This window comes from Bradyrhizobium sp. HKCCYLRH3059, assembly GCF_051168035.1.
Lineage (GTDB): Bacteria > Pseudomonadota > Alphaproteobacteria > Rhizobiales > Xanthobacteraceae > Bradyrhizobium.
Map to the genome: position 1 here is coordinate 102,963 of NZ_JBNPUF010000003.1, position 15,634 is coordinate 118,596.

A 15,634-nucleotide genomic window follows, 5' to 3' on the forward strand; every position below is an offset into this window, starting at 1 on the left:
TTGTTCCCGCCGAAGCGTGTATTTTCCCCGCTGTTCTACGGACGGTCCGTAGTCTTACGGTGAATGCCTCACCCGTAGTCGGCGGCGATGCCGGCCGAATCGATCAGCGCCGGCTGCCAATCCATCGCGACGAAACCGGGTGTCTGTTCGACGCGGCGCAGCCAGTTGCGGATCTTCGGGAAGGTCGACAGGTCGAAGTCGCAGCGATCGGCGACGTGGGTGTAGCCGTAGAGCGCGATGTCGGCGACCGTCAGCTGCTTCGCGGCAAAGTAGTCGTTGCTCTTGAGATGATTCTCCATCACCTGGAGCGCGGCGTAGCCGCGCTCCATCCAGTCCTCGAGCGCATGTGTCTGCAGGTCGCGCCCGCCCTTGACCAGCAGCAGCCAGAAATAGGCGGCGCCGATGTTCGGCTCCAGCGCATGCTGCTCGAAGAACATCCACTGCAGCGCTTCGGCGCGCTCGATGCGCTGCTCCGGCACCAGCGGCGTGCCGCCGGCGACATACCAGAGGATCGCGTTCGATTCGGCGATGAAGCGGTCCTCGCCGACCTCCAGCAGCGGCACCTGGCCGCTGGGATTCTTGGCGAGAAAATCCGGCGTGCGGCTCTCGCCGCGCAGGATGTCGATCTCGATCGCCTGATAGGGCGCGTTCAGAAGCGCGAGCGCAAGGCGGACCTTGTAGCTGTTGCCTGACCGCTGCATCGAATAGAGCTTGTACATCCGGCCGATTTCGAGTTCGAGGAATCAAAGGTTGGACGCATCGCACATCCAGACGCCAGATCGTCCCGCAATGCGGCCAGACAATGATGCCGATGGGCGCAGGCTGCAAGAGCCGGCGGATGGAAAAAGTCGAAATGCGCTACTGCACTGCACTCTCGAATAACAACTTTCCAATAGATTCAAACAATCGAGATCACGCCTGCGCGATGCGCGCGTGTCCACCGATCTCGACGGCGCGATCGGTGAGTGCGCGGCGCAGGGTCAGCGCGAACAGGGCCATCAGAACGATGAGGCCCAGCGGTATCGTCGTCAGCCCGGCGACGCTGCGCGAGAGCAGCGGCACGATCCAGGCGGCCGCGAGCACGCTGAGCTCGTAGTCGCGAAAGCCGTTCGCGAGGCCGTGCCGGACGAAGAAGATGATCGCGACCGCGACGACGACGAGGTCGTAGTCGAGCACATAGGGCGTCGCCAGCAGGCTCGCGCTCGCCAGTGCCGAAGCCTTGAGATCGAACGCGGCCTCGCTCTGCCACAGCCATGCAAGTCCGGCCGCGAGCGACAGCGCCAGCAGGCTCTGCAGCGCATAGGCGGACCTGATATCGGCGCCCCAATGACGCGCGGCCGAGAACACCGACTGGATCTTCTCCCAGCCGGTGCCGCCTTGCTCGAGCACGACGCTCTGTGTGAAGGTCATCGACTGGAAGAAGGCGTGCCAGACGTCGCTGCCGAGCGCGGCGAAGCTGATCGCGACCAGCGCGGCCACCGTGGCGGCTGCCGCAGCAATCGTCGGCCAGCGCGTGCCTGCGAGCAGCGCCACGGGAATGAGCACGCCGAATTGCGGCTTGTAGGCGAGCAGGCCGATCAGGACGCCGGCCGCCCACGGCCGGCCGCGCTCCATCAGCAACAGCGCGCCGCCGAGCAGCGCCGCGGTGAAGAACGCGTTCTGGCCGTGACCAATGTTGACGAACACGGCGGGAAAGGCGGTCGCGACCAGCAGGGTCTCGGAACGCGGCAGGATTGCGCGCATGACCGCGAGGTATGCGAGCAGGCTCGACACGACCCAGAGCGCGAGCCCTCCGGCATAGGGCAGCAGGGCGGTGATGGCGGCGATCGCGAAGAAGAAGGGCGGGTAGTGCCAGCCGAAGAACGGCACGTCGCGGCCGTCGAACACGGCCTTTTCCGTCGCATGCTGCAGCGGCGGATTATAGGCATCGGCCGCCTTGCCCTGAAGGGTCAGCACGCCTGCCGCATAGACGTTGGAGAAGTCGGTGCCGATCGGCTTGCCGTTGCGGTCGACCAGGCCATCGGACAGCGCGATCCAGCCGGCGATTGCCGCGATCGTGACCGCGAGCAGAATCCAGCTGTAGGACTTGATCCGCGTGGCCGTCAGCCAGTCGCCGGATCGCAGGGCGTACCCGATAGTGGTCATTTCGGCCTGAGACTCTGGACAATCGTCGGTCCACGCTAGCGGGGCGGCTTTAACGTTCTCTAAAGTCTTGGGAGCCATGTGCCCAAGCTTCTTGCGATGCAGCGCTGGGGGCCCTACAAATGGGCGTTTCCCTGACATGACTGGTCGTGGCCCCGAGGGGGTGATCCACGACGCCTGCATAGGAGCTGATGATGTCCTTTCTCGCCGCTGCGCTCGACCGTGTGAAGCCGTCCGCGACCATCGCGGTCACGGATAAAGCGCGCGTCCTCAAAGCGGCGGGCCGCAATGTCATCGGCCTCGGCGCTGGCGAGCCTGATTTCGACACGCCCGACAACATCAAGCAGGCCGCGATCAAGGCGATCCAGGACGGCAAGACCAAGTACACCGCGGTCGACGGCATCCCCGAGCTGAAGGAAGCCATCATCGGCAAGTTCCAGCGCGAGAACGGCCTCACCTATAAGCCGAACCAGGTGATCGTCGGTGTCGGCGGCAAGCAGGTGCTGTACAATGCGCTGATGGCGACCATCAATCCCGGCGACCAGGTGATCATCCCGGCGCCGTACTGGGTCAGCTATCCCGAGATGGTCGCGCTCGCCGGCGGCGAGCCGGTGCCGGTGGTCTGCACCGCCGCCCACGGCTTCAAGCTGCAGCCGGAGGCGCTGGAGAAGGCGATCACGCCGAAGACCAAGTGGCTGATCCTGTGCTCGCCGTCGAACCCGACCGGCGCGGCCTACACCAAGGCCGAGCTGAAGGCGCTCACCGAGGTGCTGGTCAAGCATCCGCATGTCTGGATCATGACCGACGACATGTACGAGCACCTCGTCTATGACGACTTCGTGTTCACCACGCCGGCGCAGGTCGAGCCCTCGCTGTTCGACCGCACGCTGACCGTGAACGGCGTCTCCAAGGCCTATTGCATGACCGGCTGGCGCATCGGCTATGCCGGCGGTCCGGCGCACCTGATCAAGGCGATGGCGACGATCCAGTCGCAGTCGACCTCGAACCCGTGCTCGATCGCGCAATGGGCGGCGGTGGAGGCCCTGAACGGTCCGCAGGACTTCATCCCGGCCAACAACAAGGTGTTCAAGGAGCGCCGCGACCTCGTGGTGTCGATGCTGAACCAGGCGAATGGCATCGAATGCCCGCGGCCGGAAGGCGCGTTCTACGTCTATCCGTCCTGCGCCGGGACGATCGGCAAGACCGCGCCGTCGGGCAAGGTGATCGACAATGACGAGGCCTTCGTCACCGAGCTGCTGGAGACGGAGGGCGTCGCCGTGGTGCAGGGCTCGGCCTTCGGCCTCGGCCCGGCCTTCCGCATCTCCTACGCGACCAAGACCTCCGACCTCGAGGACGCCTGCAAGCGAATCCAGCGCTTCTGCGGCAATCTGAGGTAATCGGGCAACATCCTTCTCGAAACACCAGAAGCCAATTTCCAGGCCGAAAGGCGCCATGTTTTGAACATGGCGCCTTTCTTTTGTCGGCCGACAAGTCTGGTGGCGTAGGGTTGGAGTTCGATGCGGCTGCTTCTGCTGTCGATCGCGTTGATGGTGATGATCGTGCCGCTCGCGCAGGCCCATCAGGGGCGGCCGATGCGCGCCGGCGTGCTCGAATGCGAGGGACGAAAGACCTCCGGCAGGCTCGTGATGTCCCAGTCCCGCCTGCGCTGCGTGTTTCGCAGTCAGGGCCGCCAGCCGGAGCGCTATGTCGCCAAGGTCCGGCGTTACGGCCTCGATCTCGGCCTGACGGATGTGACCAGGATGGCGTGGGCGGTCAGCGCACCGGTCAACGATTTCGGCCGCAGCGAGCTGCGCGGGCGCTATGGCGGATTGTCCGCCAACGCGGCCGCTCTGGTCGGCTTCGGCGGCAGCTTCCTGGTGCGCGACACCGATCGCGCCGCGGCGCTGCAGCCGATCAGCCTGCAGGGGCAGACCGGCTTGAACCTCGCTGCCGGAATCACCGAGGTCGAGCTGGTGCCGCTGCTGCCGATCCACCCGAGCCCGAGCCGTTCATCGTCCTACTTCTCGCGCTTCTATCGCTGAGACCCTCGATCGGAGAGACTCGGACACGTCCAGGCGAACGCGTCGCAGTCGCTGCCTGCGTCGGCGCGCCGGCTCGTGCCGACGGCGCGGCGAATCTGGTGCGACTGTAAGGCTTGTGGCATAGATGTGGCGCCCTGTGATCGTGCGTCCGATCGACGGGTCTGCATCACACGTTCATTTCAGCCGGAGTTCTATTCATGCGCTCGACCATCCTCGCCGGGCTCGCCGCTGCGATCGTCCTCTGCACCGGCGCTGCCCAGGCGCAAGATCGCGTGCGGGTCGGTGTCCTCGAATGCCGCGGCGGCGCCAGTGTCGGCTTCATCGTCGGCTCGGTGACCCATCTCGGCTGCGTGCTGCGCGCCGACGGCCTGCCCGAGGACCGCTACGTCGCGACCATCCGCAAGGTCGGCCTCGATCTCGGCATCACCCAGGAATCGCTGCTGGCCTGGGTGGTCTATGCACCGGTCGCGCGGCTCGGGCCGGGCGATCTCTCCGGCGACTATGCCGGCGCCCAGGGCTCGGCCGCGGTCGGTGTCGGTGTCGGCGGCAACGTGCTGGTCGGCGGCTCCGCCAACTCGATCGCGCTGCAGCCGCTCAGCGTCCAGGGCCAGGTCGGCCTCAGCGTCTCGGCGGGGCTGCAAAGCCTCGAATTGCGCCCGGGGCGGTGATCTTCCCTTTGCCTTGAACAGCGCTCTTCCCGCCATCGTGCGGGAAGACGGCGCGATCCCCCGCACTGCAGCAACGTTTTTCGCAGGCCGCCTGCTTGCCAAAGCGGCAGCCGAGGCAGAGCATTCGGCTTTGCCGACCCAATCAAGGGCCGAGCTCCACAACGAGGAGGCGGCGAATGGGACAAGACCTGAGAAGTCCCCGAGGTCCACGGTGCATCGCGCTGGTGGGCCCTTTCCAAAGCGGTAAAACCACTCTCTTGGAGGCGATCCTGGCGCGGACCGGCGCGATCCCGCGCGCGGGCAGCGTCGACGCCGGCACCTCCGTCGGCGATGCCAGCCCGGAGGCGCGTCAGCACAAGATGAGCGTCGCCATGACGGCGGCGACCACGACCTTCATGGGCGACAGCTACACCTTCCTCGACTGTCCTGGCTCGATCGAGTTCATCCACGACATGCGCGCCGCGCTGCCGGCGGTCGATGCCGCCATCGTGGTCTGCGAGGCGGACGAGAAGAAGCTGCCGCAATTGCAGATCATCCTGCGCGAGCTCGAGGAGCTGCGCATTCCGCGCTTCCTGTTTCTCAACAAGATCGACCGCGCCAATGCGCGGATCAGGGAGACGCTTGCCACATTGCAGCCGGCCTCGCGCGTGCCCCTGGTGCTGCGCCAGATCCCGATCTGGAACGGCGAATTGATCGAAGGGTTCGTCGACCTCGCGCTGGAGCGCGCCTTCATCTATCGCGAGCATAAGGCCTCCGAGGTGATCGCGCTCGAAGGCGGCGATCTCGACCGCGAGAAGGAGGCGCGCTTCTCGATGCTGGAGAAGCTCGCCGATCACGACGATTCGCTGATGGAGCAGCTGCTGGAGGACATCCCGCCGCCGCGCGACGCCGTGTTCGACGATCTGGCGCGCGAATTGCGCGAGGGATTGATCTGCCCGGTGCTGCTCGGATCGGCGTTGCGCGAGAACGGCGTGCTGCGGCTGATGAAGGCGCTGCGCCACGAGGCGCCCGGAATCGCCGAGACCGCGCAGCGGCTCGGCGTGAAGGACACCAAGGAGGCGCTCGGTTATGTCTTCAAGACGCTGCATCTGCAGCATGGCGGCAAGCTGTCATTGACGAGGGTGCTGTCCGGCCATCTCGACGACGGCGCGACGCTGCATGCCGCCTCGGGCGAGGCGGCGCGCGTGTCCGGCATCCTGGCTGCCACCGGCGCCTATGACAGCAAGCGCGCGGGCGCCCAGGCCGGGGACACGGTGGCGCTCGGCAAGCTCGATGCGGTCAAGACCGGCGATACGGTTGCGACCGGCAAGACGGCACCACCGCCGCTGGCAAAGGTGGAGGCGTGCCCGCCGGTGCTGGCGCTCTCGATCGCCGCCGTCGACCGCAAGGATGACGTCAAGCTCGGCCAGGCCTTGCAGCGGCTCCACGAGGAGGATCCGTCGCTGACCATGGTGCAGAACCCGCGCACCCACGACACGGTGCTGTGGGGGCAGGGCGAGATGCATCTGCGCGTCGCGCTGGAGCGGCTGCGCGACCGCTTCGGCGTCAACGTCAAATCGCACCAGCCCGCGATCGGCTATCAGGAGACCATCCGCAAGCCGATCACGCAGCGCGGCCGCCACAAGAAGCAGTCCGGCGGGCACGGCCAGTTCGGCGACGTGGTGCTCGACATCAGGCCGCTGCCGCGCGGCGAAGGCTTCCGCTTTGCCGAGAAGGTGGTCGGCGGCGCGGTGCCGCGCAACTACATCCCGGCGGTGGAGGAGGGCGTCGTCGACGCAATGGCCCGCGGCCCCCTGGGCTTTCCGGTGATCGACGTCGAGGTGACGCTCACCGACGGCTCCTATCACAGCGTGGATTCGTCCGACCTCGCGTTCCGCACCGCGGCGCGGGTCGGCGTCGGCGAGGGGCTGCCGCAATGCCAGCCGGTGCTGCTGGAGCCGATTCACACCGTCGAGATCGTCTGCCCGACGGAGGCGACCGCCAGGATCAATGCGATCCTCTCGGCGCGGCGCGGCCAGATCCTGTCCTTCGATACCCGTGACGGCTGGCCGGGCTGGGACTGCGTCCGGGCGATGATGCCGGAGGCGGAGATCGGCGAGTTGATCGTCGAATTGCGTTCGGCGACGGCCGGCGCCGGCAGCTTCACCCGCCAATTCGACCACATGGCCGAGGTGACCGGCCGCGCCGCCGACCACATCATCGCCTCCCATCGCGACGCCGCCTGAGCTGAACGCTCCGCGCCGAGCAGCGCCGGCCCGTCATCCTCTCTCGGGATGGCGGGCCGGATCGCGTCGGGACCTTTGCTCGGGCGCGCAGGGAACAAACGGCGAGGGCCGGGTTCCAGCTTGCGTCCGGGATCAGTTTGTGATGTATTTTACATCATTGTCTTTGTCTCAGACATCATTTATGGTGTCTGCCACGTGAGGCCAGCGTGATCACGTCGTTCCAGATGCGGGCAGCGCGAGCGCTGCTCGGGATAGATCAGAGAACCTTGGCCGAGCTGGCCGGCGTGTCGCTGCCGACGATCCAGCGGATGGAAGCCTCCACGGGCAACGTCCGCGGCGTGGTGGACTCGCTGACCAAGGTCGTCGATGCGCTCAATCGCGCGGGCGTGGATCTGATCGGTGAGCATTCCCGCAGCGAGAACGGCGGGCGTGGTGTTCGCCTGAAGGACCCGGGGCCGCCCCGCCGCATGGGCCGTCAAACTGACATCGCGCGCGATGACGCAAGCTAGGCTCATCGCGCGGGCACGGGGCCCCTGGGCGCTTCGTGTGGGACGCATCGTCGGCTGCGCCGCGGCCCGATGAGGCGACGGGAGCGTGATGGGCATGAGCATCGCAAACGAACACCGTTCGCACGGGCGGGTCGGACATCATGAGCCGACCTTCGCCGAGCTTTATTCCCCCAAACTCCTGACGGTCTTGCGCGAGGGCTACGGCCTCAGCGACTTTCGCGCCGACGCGCTGGCGGGCCTGACGGTGGCGATCGTGGCGCTGCCGCTGTCGATGGCGATCGCGATCGCCTCCGGTGTCTCGCCGGGGCGTGGTCTCTACACCGCCGTGATCGGCGGCTTCCTGGTCTCGCTGCTCGGCGGCAGCCGCTTTCAGATCGGCGGTCCCGCGGGTGCCTTCATCGTGCTGGTCGCTGCGACGGTCGATCGCCAGGGTCTCGATGGCCTGCTGATCGCGACGATGATGTCCGGCGTGATGCTGGTGATCGCCGGATATCTGCGGCTCGGCACCTACATCAAGTTCATTCCCTATCCGGTCACAGTCGGCTTCACCGCGGGCATCGCCGTCATCATCTTTGCCAGCCAGCTGAAGGATCTGTTCGGTATCACGCTTGCGGGCAAGGAGCCGGGCGAGCTGCTTCCGAAGCTCACGGCGCTCGCGCATGGCGCGCCGACCGCGAGCATGTCTGCGGTCGTGACGGCCGCGCTGTCGATCGCGATCATCATCGGCCTCAAGCATCTGCGGCCGACCTGGCCCGGCATCCTGATCGCGGTGGTGGTCGCGGCCATCATCACCTTCGCGCTGCAGCTTCCGGTCGAGACCATTGGGACGAAATTCGGCGGTATCCCGCGCGAGCTGCCGGCGCCGGCGTTGCCGGCGTTTTCGCTCGCCAAGATCCAGGCGGTGTTTCCCGATGCGATCGCCTTCGCACTGCTCGGAGCCATCGAATCGCTGCTGTCGGCCGTCGTCGCCGACGGCATGACCGGCCGTCGCCATCGCTCCAACTGCGAGCTGGTGGCGCAGGGCTTTGCCAATATCGGCTCGGCCTTGTTCGGCGGCATCTGCGTCACCGGCACCATCGCGCGCACCGCCACCAATGTTCGCGCCGGCGCCCGCGGACCGGTGTCGGGCATGCTGCATTCGCTGTTTCTTTTGGTGTTCATGCTGATCGCGGCGCCGCTGGCGAGCTACATCCCGCTGTCGGCGCTCGCCGCGGTGCTCGTCGTTGTCGCCTGGAACATGGCCGAGAAGCACGAGTTCGCCACCCTGATCCGATCGTCCTGGGGCGATGCCACGGTGCTGCTCGCAACCTTCGGGCTGACGGTCTTCCGCGATCTCACCGAGGGCATCCTGGTCGGCTTCGCGCTCGGCGCCGTGCTGTTCATCAACCGGATGGCGCAGATGACCGGCGTCGAGGACGGGTCGCCTCTGGTCGCAAAGGACCGCGCCGACTTCGAGGATGAGGCGCGGGTGCCGTACAATCCGAAGCTCAGCGCCGACAAGGACGTGCTGGTCTATCGCATCACCGGTGCGTTCTTCTTCGGCGCCGCCTCGACCGTCGGCACCGTGCTCGACTCGATCGCCGACCGCCGCAAGGCCTTCGTGGTCGATTTCGCAGCGGTGCCGTTCCTGGATTCGACGGCCGCCAACGCCATGAGCCGCGTTGCCGCCAAAGCCAAGCGCCAGGGCATCCGCCTGTTCATCACCGGGGCGTCGCCGACCGTGCGTCGGGCGCTGCTGACCCATGGCGTGCGGCCGCCGCTGGTGCGCTACCGCGAGACCATCGAGCGCGCGGTGGCCGACATCAAGGGCAAGGAGACGGCACCGGCGGACGTCGCCGATGGGCTCGCCGCGAGCTGACACGCGACCTCAACGCCGCGTCGCCGTTTGGGCCATGGCGCCTGGGGGCGACTGCCGAGCCCCAGCATTGACTCCAGCCGGAGCTTGTCCGATGTCACGGCCATGACCCTTGCCGCCAAACCCCGCGCTGCGTGCCTGATCGGCTGGCCTGCCGCGCATTCGCGCTCGCCCTTGATCCATCATCATTGGCTGCACGAGCTCGGCATTGCCGGCGGCTACACCATCGAGGCGGTGCCGCCGGAAGAGCTGGCGGACTTCGTCATGCATCTCGACCGTCGCGGCTTCGTCGGCGCCAACGTCACGATCCCGCACAAGGAGCGCGTGCTGGAGCTGAGCGAGCCGGACGCGCGTGCCCGCGCCGTCGGCGCGGCCAACACGCTCTGGTACGAGGACCGCATCCTGCGGGCCACCAACACCGACGTCGAAGGCTTCATCGGCAATCTGGACGCCGCTGCCCCAGGCTGGGACCGCACCGACGAGGCGCTGGTGCTCGGCTCCGGCGGCTCGGCGCGGGCCGTCGTGTTCGGCCTGCTCGAGCGCGGCATCGGCCGCGTCCACATCATCAACCGCACCGCGGCGCGCGCACAAGCCCTGGCTGATCAGTTCGGCAGCCATGTCGTTGCCGAAGGCTGGGACCGCGTCGGCGCGCTGCTGCCGCGCGCGGGCCTGTTCGTGAACACCACCTCGCTCGGCATGCACGGTCAGCCGCCGCTCGAGCTCGACGTCGAGCTGTTGCCGCAGCAGGCCGTCGTCGCCGACATCGTCTACGTGCCGCTGGAGACGCAGTTGCTCGCGGCGGCGCGGGCGAGGGGGCTGCGCACTGCCGATGGACTCGGCATGCTGCTGCACCAGGCCGTGCGTGGCTTCGAATTGTGGTTCGGCCGCCGTCCGCAGGTCACGCCCGAGTTGCGCGCGCTGGTCGAGGCCGATCTCACAAGGGCTTGAGCGCGGAATAAGCGCAGATGGTCGGCGTCTCATTGATCGAGCGTCCGCGTAGCCCCGCATTGGACGCGGATGATCTTCTCTCGCCCTCGGAGCCATGCATGTCCGCTCGTCTCATCCTGATCCGTTCCGTCGCTTCACTCGCCATGGTTGCGGCTGCATCCGCGCTCGCCATCGCCCAGCAGGCGCCGGTGCCGACGCGCGTGCGCGGCGCCATCGAAAGCGTCGACGCCAATACGATGACGGTGAAAGCCCGCAGCGGCGAGATCTTCAAGCTGCGCATGGCCGGCGATCTGCGCGTCTCGGGTGTCGTCAAGGCGCAGCTCTCCGACATCAAGCTGGGCTCGTTCATCGGCGCCACCACGGTGCCCGGCCCGGACGGCGCGCCGAAGGCGGTCGAGATCCACATTTTTCCCGAGGACATGCGCGGAACGGGTGAAGGCTCGCGGTCGTGGGACCTGAAGCCGAACTCGAGCATGACCAACGCCACCGTATCCGAAAGCTCGGTCTCGACCGACGGTCACTCGCTGCTCGTCAAGTACAAGGGGGGCGAAAAGCGCGTCGACATTACGCCGGACACGCCGATCGTCACCTTCGTGCCCGGCGACGAGTCCGAGCTGAAAGCCGGCGCCAAGGTGATCGCCACCGTCAAGCAATTGCCTGACGGTTCGCTCGAGACCAGCCGCGTCAGCGTCGGCCGCGATGGGCTGACGCCGCCGATGTGACCTGCCTTTCTCTGTGTGCTCAACTGCGTCTCCGTTGCCGGTGTCGTCCCTGCGAACGCAGGGACCCATACCCCCAGGGAGGAGTTTAGGGCGCAGTGGCAATTGGGCTTTTGCCCAACACGACGGCCGCGGAGTATGGGTCCCGGATCAGCGCCGCGCCGCGCTGACGCGCGTCACGGCTTGTCCGGGACGACAGCTTTTGCATGGTGGAAGTCGGGGGCGCGTAAGCTGATTAGTCCGAGCACCTTGCTCGCCGATTCTCGAGCTAATCCGCCAGCACCTTCCGGTCGATCTCGGCCACCGTGTTGACGCCGCACAGGCCCATCGTCGTCAAGAGCTCGTTGCGGATGATGTCGATGGCCTTGGCGACTCCGGCCTGGCCGCCGGCGCCGAGGCCGTAGGCATAGGCGCGGCCGAGCATGCAGGATTTGGCACCGAGCGCGAGCGCACGCATCACGTCCTGGCCGGAGCGGATGCCGCCATCGAACATGATCTCGATCTTGTCGCCGACCGCTTCCGCGATGCCGGGCAGGACGTGGATCGAGGACGGCGCGCCGTCGAGCTGGCGGCCGCCATGGTTGGAGACGACCATCGCCTGCGCGCCGGTCTCGACCGCGAGCTTGGCGTCCTCGATGTCGTGGATGCCTTTGATGATCAGCTTGCCCGGCCAGATCGAGCGGATCCAGTCGACGTCCTTCCAGTTCAGCGAGGTGTCGAACTGCGCGGCGGTCCAGGCCGAGAGCTTGGTGAGATCCTCGGTGTTCTTCACGTGGCCGGCGATGTTGCCGAAGGTGCGGCGCTTGCCCTGCAGCACGCCCTGCACCCAGGCCGGCTTGGTGGCGAAGTCGAACAGCTTCGACAGCGTCCATTCCGGCGGCACGCTCATGCCGTTCTTGATGTCCTGGTGGCGCTGGCCGATCACCTGCAGGTCGACGGTCAGGCATAGTGCGCTGCACTTCGCAGCGATCGCGCGCTCGACCAGGGCCTTGATGAAGCCGCGGTCCTTCATGACGTAGAGCTGGAACCAGAACGGCTTCTCGACGCTGCCCGCGATGTCCTCGATCGAGCAGATCGACATCGTGCTCTGCGTGAACGGGATGCCGGCGGCCTGCGCCGCGCGGCAGGCGTGAATCTCGCCGTCGCCGTGCTGCATGCCCAGGAGGCCGACCGGCGCCAGGATCAGCGGCATCGACGAGGGCTCGCCGAGGATCGTCGTCGACAGATCGCGCTTGGAGACGTCGACCAGGATGCGCTGGCGGAACTTGATCTTCTGCAGATCCTCGCGATTGGCGCGCAGCGTCTCCTCGGCATAGGAGCCACGATCGGCGTAGTCGAAGAAGGCTTTGGGCACGCGGCGCTTGTGCAGCAGGCGCAGGTCTTCAATGCAGGTGACGTGTTTCATCGCGGTCTTCGGCTCCCCACCGGCGTCTCGTTTCTTAGGGCTGGGGCAGTCATCTAGCATCTTTGCGGCGGCTGCCAAATCCAACTTGGGAACCGCCACGGCGTCTGGGCAAAGCAGGGCGAACTGCGAGCGTCCCGCAACAACATGACCCAGGGCTGCCGGAGCGAGCACCTTCCTGCTGCGGCGGGGCTCCGACGGGTGAGCCCTCCAGAGCCGTCAGGTCGAATGAAAAATTAGTCTTAACAACGGCTTACAGAGGTCATGGCGGTTTCGTGGTAATGATTCATCACATTTTTTGAAGCCATCTTAGCCTTAAGGCGACTATAACCCGCGGGCTGACCGGCAGGGCGGGTCCTGTGATTCGCGCTCGCCGGTAACGAAATCCAGAAGCCGTTGCTGGGGGTCATATGAGCCGTAACTATTTCGGGACCGATGGGATTCGTGGCCGCGCCAACGGCCTGATCACGCCGGAACTCGCGCTCAAGGTCGGGCAGGCCGCAGGTCTTCTGTTCCAGCGCGGCGAGCATCGCCACCGGGTGGTGATCGGCAAGGATACACGCCTTTCCGGGTACATGATCGAATACGCCATGGTGGCCGGCTTCACCTCGGTCGGCATGGACGTGCTGCTGGTCGGCCCGATGCCGACGCCCGCGGTCGCCATGCTCACCAAGTCGATGCGCGCCGATCTCGGCGTCATGATCTCGGCCTCACACAATCTGTTCGAGGACAACGGCATCAAGCTGTTCGGGCCGCAGGGTTTCAAGCTGTCCGACGATGTCGAGAGGCAGATCGAGCAACTGCTCGATGAATCGCTCGACAAGAAGCTGGCGCAGAGCGCGAGCCTCGGCCGCGCCCGCCGCATCGACGGCGTGCACGATCGCTACATCGAATTCGCCAAGCGCACCCTGCCGCGCGATCTCTCGCTCGACGGTCTTCGCGTCGTGGTCGATTGCGCCAACGGCGCGGCCTACAAGGTCGTGCCCGAGGCGCTGTGGGAGCTCGGCGCCGATGTGATCTCGATCGGCGTGGAGCCGGACGGCTTCAACATCAACAAGGAATGCGGCTCGACCTCGCCGGAGGCACTGTGCCGGAAGGTACGGGAAATGCGCGCCGACATCGGCATCGCGCTCGACGGCGACGCGGATCGCGTGATCCTGGTCGACGAGCGCGGCCACATCGTCGATGGCGATCAGCTGCTCGCGGTCATCGCGCAGAGCTGGAAGGAAGACGGCCGCTTGGCGCGCGCCGGTATCGTCGCGACGGTGATGTCCAATCTCGGCCTCGAGCGCTTCCTGCAGGGGCTGGGGCTCGAGCTGGTGCGTACGCCGGTCGGCGACCGCTATGTGCTCGAGCGCATGCTGGCCGACGGCTACAATCTCGGCGGTGAGCAGTCGGGCCATATCATTCTCTCGGATTACGCGACGACGGGCGACGGCTTCGTCGCGGCGCTGCAGGTGCTGGCGACGGTGCAGAGGCTGCGCCGTCCGGTCTCCGAGGTCTGCCATCGCTTCGACCCGCTGCCGCAGATTCTCAAGAACGTCCGCTATCGCAGCGGCAAGCCGCTCGACGCGGACGAGGTGAAGTCGGCGATCGACACCGGACAGAAGCGCCTCAACGGCCATGGCCGACTGCTCGTACGCTCCTCCGGAACCGAGCCGGTGATCCGCGTGATGGGCGAGGGTGACGACCGCGATCTGGTCGAAGAGGTCGTCGACGAGATCGTCGCTGCCGTCGGCAACGCTGCGGCTGCTGCTTGATCGCGGACGGGAATATATCAATCTCTGCGGCCTGCCATCGACGTCGGATGGCAGGCCTTTTTGTTGGTCCCTTCTCTGCTCGCAAGCTGATGGGAGCGGATGTGCCTGAGCGAGCAGGGCGCGTCGGACTGCCGGACGCGATCGCCTGCGCGCCAGCGCCTTGGCTGCGACCGATTGAGATGGGACTCAACTAATTAGTTGTTCTTCATCCTGCGGTCAAAATTGTCGCTAACGAATTGTTAGGAGGGGTTGCTTGGCCGTTAACGACTCCGCGCGCTCATGAAAAATCAACCTTAATTATTAGGGTTAAGCGCTGCTTAAGCATTTGGCGTGATAGTGTGGCATCAGCGTGATGTGGAAGCAATTCTCCGATTGCTTCACCGGCCAAAGGGACGAAAAAATGCGTAGCGTTAAGTTTCTGATCGCCGCCGGAGCGGCCACTCTGTTTTCCACTTCGGTCTTCGCTGCCGACATGCCCATCATGCCCCCTCCGGTCTACGCGCCGCCGCCGGCGGCCGATTTCGGTGGCTGGTATCTGCGCGGCGACATCGGTTTCAGCAATCAGAAGGTCAAGGACGTCCATTACTCGCGCGAATCCGCCTATACGCCGATGACGTCGTTCAACCAGACCTCGGCGTTCGATACCGCGGGCATCTATGGCGTCGGCGTCGGCTATCGCTTCAACAGCTGGTTCCGCGCCGACGTCACCGGCCAGTATCGCGGCAATGCGAACTTCAAGGCCACCGACCGCTTCAATGCAACGGCGGGCGGCGTGCCCTACAGCGGCATCGACAATTACAGCGGCAGCAAGTCCGAATGGCTGGTGCTCGCCAACGCCTATGTCGATCTCGGCACCTGGTGGTGCGTGACGCCGTTCATCGGCGCGGGTGTCGGCGGTGCGCGGGTGACGATTTCGAATTTCACCGACACGGGCATCAACAACCTGCCGTTCACGACCACGAGCTTCGCGACGGCGCCGACCTCCTCGAAATGGAATTTCGCATGGGCGGCCCATGCCGGTCTGGCTTACAACGTCAATCCGAACCTGGTGCTGGAGCTGGCCTACAGCTACGTCGATCTCGGTCACGGGCAGACCGGTGTACTATCCGACTACGTCGGCAACACCACCGGCAACGTCTTCAAGTTCAAGGACATCACCTCGCACGACCTGAAGCTCGGCGTGCGCTGGAATTTCGACAATCCTCCGCCGCCGCCGATGCCGGCGCTGATCCGCAAGGGCTGAATCGAGCGCTCGCCCTCACTGTAAATCGAACGAACGGCGCGGGCCTCCCGCGCCGTTTCGCGTTTCTGATCGGGCGAAGCGCGCGCTTTCGCTGAAAGAATTTCCGTGCAGAGCGCTGCGA

13 protein-coding genes are annotated in these 15,634 nt (G+C 65.9%); 10 read left to right on the plus strand and 3 right to left on the minus strand.

What is annotated here, in order from left to right; all coding sequences use genetic code 11:
• Positions 1-68: 68 nt before the first annotated feature.
• On the minus strand, positions 69-719 hold the full coding sequence (locus ACQR13_RS11260) for a glutathione S-transferase family protein (RefSeq protein WP_315714112.1): 651 nt from the start codon (positions 717-719) through the stop codon (positions 69-71).
• A gap of 193 nt (positions 720-912) precedes the next feature.
• Entirely contained in the window at positions 913-2,145 is a 1,233-nt protein-coding gene (locus ACQR13_RS11265; protein ID WP_315750065.1) for a glycosyltransferase family 87 protein, read from the minus strand.
• 191 nt (positions 2,146-2,336) lie between these two features.
• Here ACQR13_RS11265 and ACQR13_RS11270 point away from each other — a divergent pair, with 191 nt between their 5' ends.
• The 8 genes from ACQR13_RS11270 (at position 2,337) to ACQR13_RS11305 (ending at position 11,111) form a co-directional block, all read left to right on the plus strand.
• Entirely contained in the window at positions 2,337-3,539 is a 1,203-nt protein-coding gene (locus tag ACQR13_RS11270; RefSeq protein ID WP_315714114.1) for a pyridoxal phosphate-dependent aminotransferase, read from the plus strand.
• A gap of 120 nt (positions 3,540-3,659) precedes the next feature.
• Complete coding sequence (locus ACQR13_RS11275; protein ID WP_315714115.1) at positions 3,660-4,184, plus strand: DUF992 domain-containing protein; 525 nt, start codon at positions 3,660-3,662, stop codon at positions 4,182-4,184.
• 197 nt (positions 4,185-4,381) lie between these two features.
• Positions 4,382-4,852, plus strand: a complete 471-nt coding sequence (locus ACQR13_RS11280; RefSeq protein ID WP_315750066.1) for a DUF992 domain-containing protein — start codon at positions 4,382-4,384, stop codon at positions 4,850-4,852.
• A 176-nt stretch (positions 4,853-5,028) separates the two neighbouring features.
• A complete protein-coding gene (locus ACQR13_RS11285) occupies positions 5,029-7,077 on the plus strand; it encodes an elongation factor G (protein WP_315750067.1) in 2,049 nt (682 codons plus the stop codon).
• A gap of 206 nt (positions 7,078-7,283) precedes the next feature.
• Positions 7,284-7,586 (plus strand): helix-turn-helix domain-containing protein, encoded by a 303-nt coding sequence (locus tag ACQR13_RS11290; RefSeq protein ID WP_315714118.1) that lies wholly within the window; start codon positions 7,284-7,286, stop codon positions 7,584-7,586.
• 94 nt (positions 7,587-7,680) lie between these two features.
• The gene (locus ACQR13_RS11295) at positions 7,681-9,444 is read left to right on the plus strand and encodes a SulP family inorganic anion transporter (protein WP_315750068.1); all 1,764 of its coding nucleotides are present in this window, start codon (positions 7,681-7,683) and stop codon (positions 9,442-9,444) included.
• Between the two features lie 102 nt (positions 9,445-9,546).
• Positions 9,547-10,389 carry a shikimate dehydrogenase gene (locus ACQR13_RS11300; RefSeq protein ID WP_315714120.1) on the plus strand — a complete coding sequence of 281 codons (843 nt, stop codon included), beginning with the start codon at positions 9,547-9,549 and terminating at the stop codon, positions 10,387-10,389.
• Between the two features lie 143 nt (positions 10,390-10,532).
• The gene (locus tag ACQR13_RS11305) at positions 10,533-11,111 is read left to right on the plus strand and encodes a hypothetical protein (protein ID WP_315750440.1); all 579 of its coding nucleotides are present in this window, start codon (positions 10,533-10,535) and stop codon (positions 11,109-11,111) included.
• 265 nt (positions 11,112-11,376) lie between these two features.
• Here ACQR13_RS11305 and ACQR13_RS11310 read toward each other — a convergent pair whose 3' ends face one another.
• The gene (locus ACQR13_RS11310) at positions 11,377-12,513 is read right to left on the minus strand and encodes an alpha-hydroxy acid oxidase (protein ID WP_315714121.1); all 1,137 of its coding nucleotides are present in this window, start codon (positions 12,511-12,513) and stop codon (positions 11,377-11,379) included.
• 407 nt (positions 12,514-12,920) lie between these two features.
• Between ACQR13_RS11310 and glmM the strand changes: the two genes are divergently transcribed.
• A complete protein-coding gene (gene glmM, locus ACQR13_RS11315) occupies positions 12,921-14,270 on the plus strand; it encodes a phosphoglucosamine mutase (RefSeq protein ID WP_315714122.1) in 1,350 nt (449 codons plus the stop codon).
• Between the two features lie 400 nt (positions 14,271-14,670).
• Positions 14,671-15,513 (plus strand): outer membrane protein, encoded by an 843-nt coding sequence (locus tag ACQR13_RS11320; RefSeq protein ID WP_315750069.1) that lies wholly within the window; start codon positions 14,671-14,673, stop codon positions 15,511-15,513.
• Positions 15,514-15,634 lie beyond the last annotated feature (121 nt).

Coding starts and splice junctions, on each gene's coding strand:
- ACQR13_RS11285 (WP_315750067.1), top strand. CDS start 5,029: ATGGGACAAGACCTGAGAAGTCCCCGAGGTCCACGGTGCATCGCGCTG.
- glmM (WP_315714122.1), top strand. CDS start 12,921: ATGAGCCGTAACTATTTCGGGACCGATGGGATTCGTGGCCGCGCCAAC.
- ACQR13_RS11310 (WP_315714121.1), bottom strand. CDS start 12,513: ATGAAACACGTCACCTGCATTGAAGACCTGCGCCTGCTGCACAAGCGC.
- ACQR13_RS11300 (WP_315714120.1), top strand. CDS start 9,547: ATGACCCTTGCCGCCAAACCCCGCGCTGCGTGCCTGATCGGCTGGCCT.
- ACQR13_RS11275 (WP_315714115.1), top strand. CDS start 3,660: ATGCGGCTGCTTCTGCTGTCGATCGCGTTGATGGTGATGATCGTGCCG.
- ACQR13_RS11320 (WP_315750069.1), top strand. CDS start 14,671: ATGCGTAGCGTTAAGTTTCTGATCGCCGCCGGAGCGGCCACTCTGTTT.
- ACQR13_RS11260 (WP_315714112.1), bottom strand. CDS start 719: ATGTACAAGCTCTATTCGATGCAGCGGTCAGGCAACAGCTACAAGGTC.
- ACQR13_RS11265 (WP_315750065.1), bottom strand. CDS start 2,145: ATGACCACTATCGGGTACGCCCTGCGATCCGGCGACTGGCTGACGGCC.
- ACQR13_RS11295 (WP_315750068.1), top strand. CDS start 7,681: ATGAGCATCGCAAACGAACACCGTTCGCACGGGCGGGTCGGACATCAT.
- ACQR13_RS11270 (WP_315714114.1), top strand. CDS start 2,337: ATGTCCTTTCTCGCCGCTGCGCTCGACCGTGTGAAGCCGTCCGCGACC.
- ACQR13_RS11305 (WP_315750440.1), top strand. CDS start 10,533: ATGGTTGCGGCTGCATCCGCGCTCGCCATCGCCCAGCAGGCGCCGGTG.
- ACQR13_RS11280 (WP_315750066.1), top strand. CDS start 4,382: ATGCGCTCGACCATCCTCGCCGGGCTCGCCGCTGCGATCGTCCTCTGC.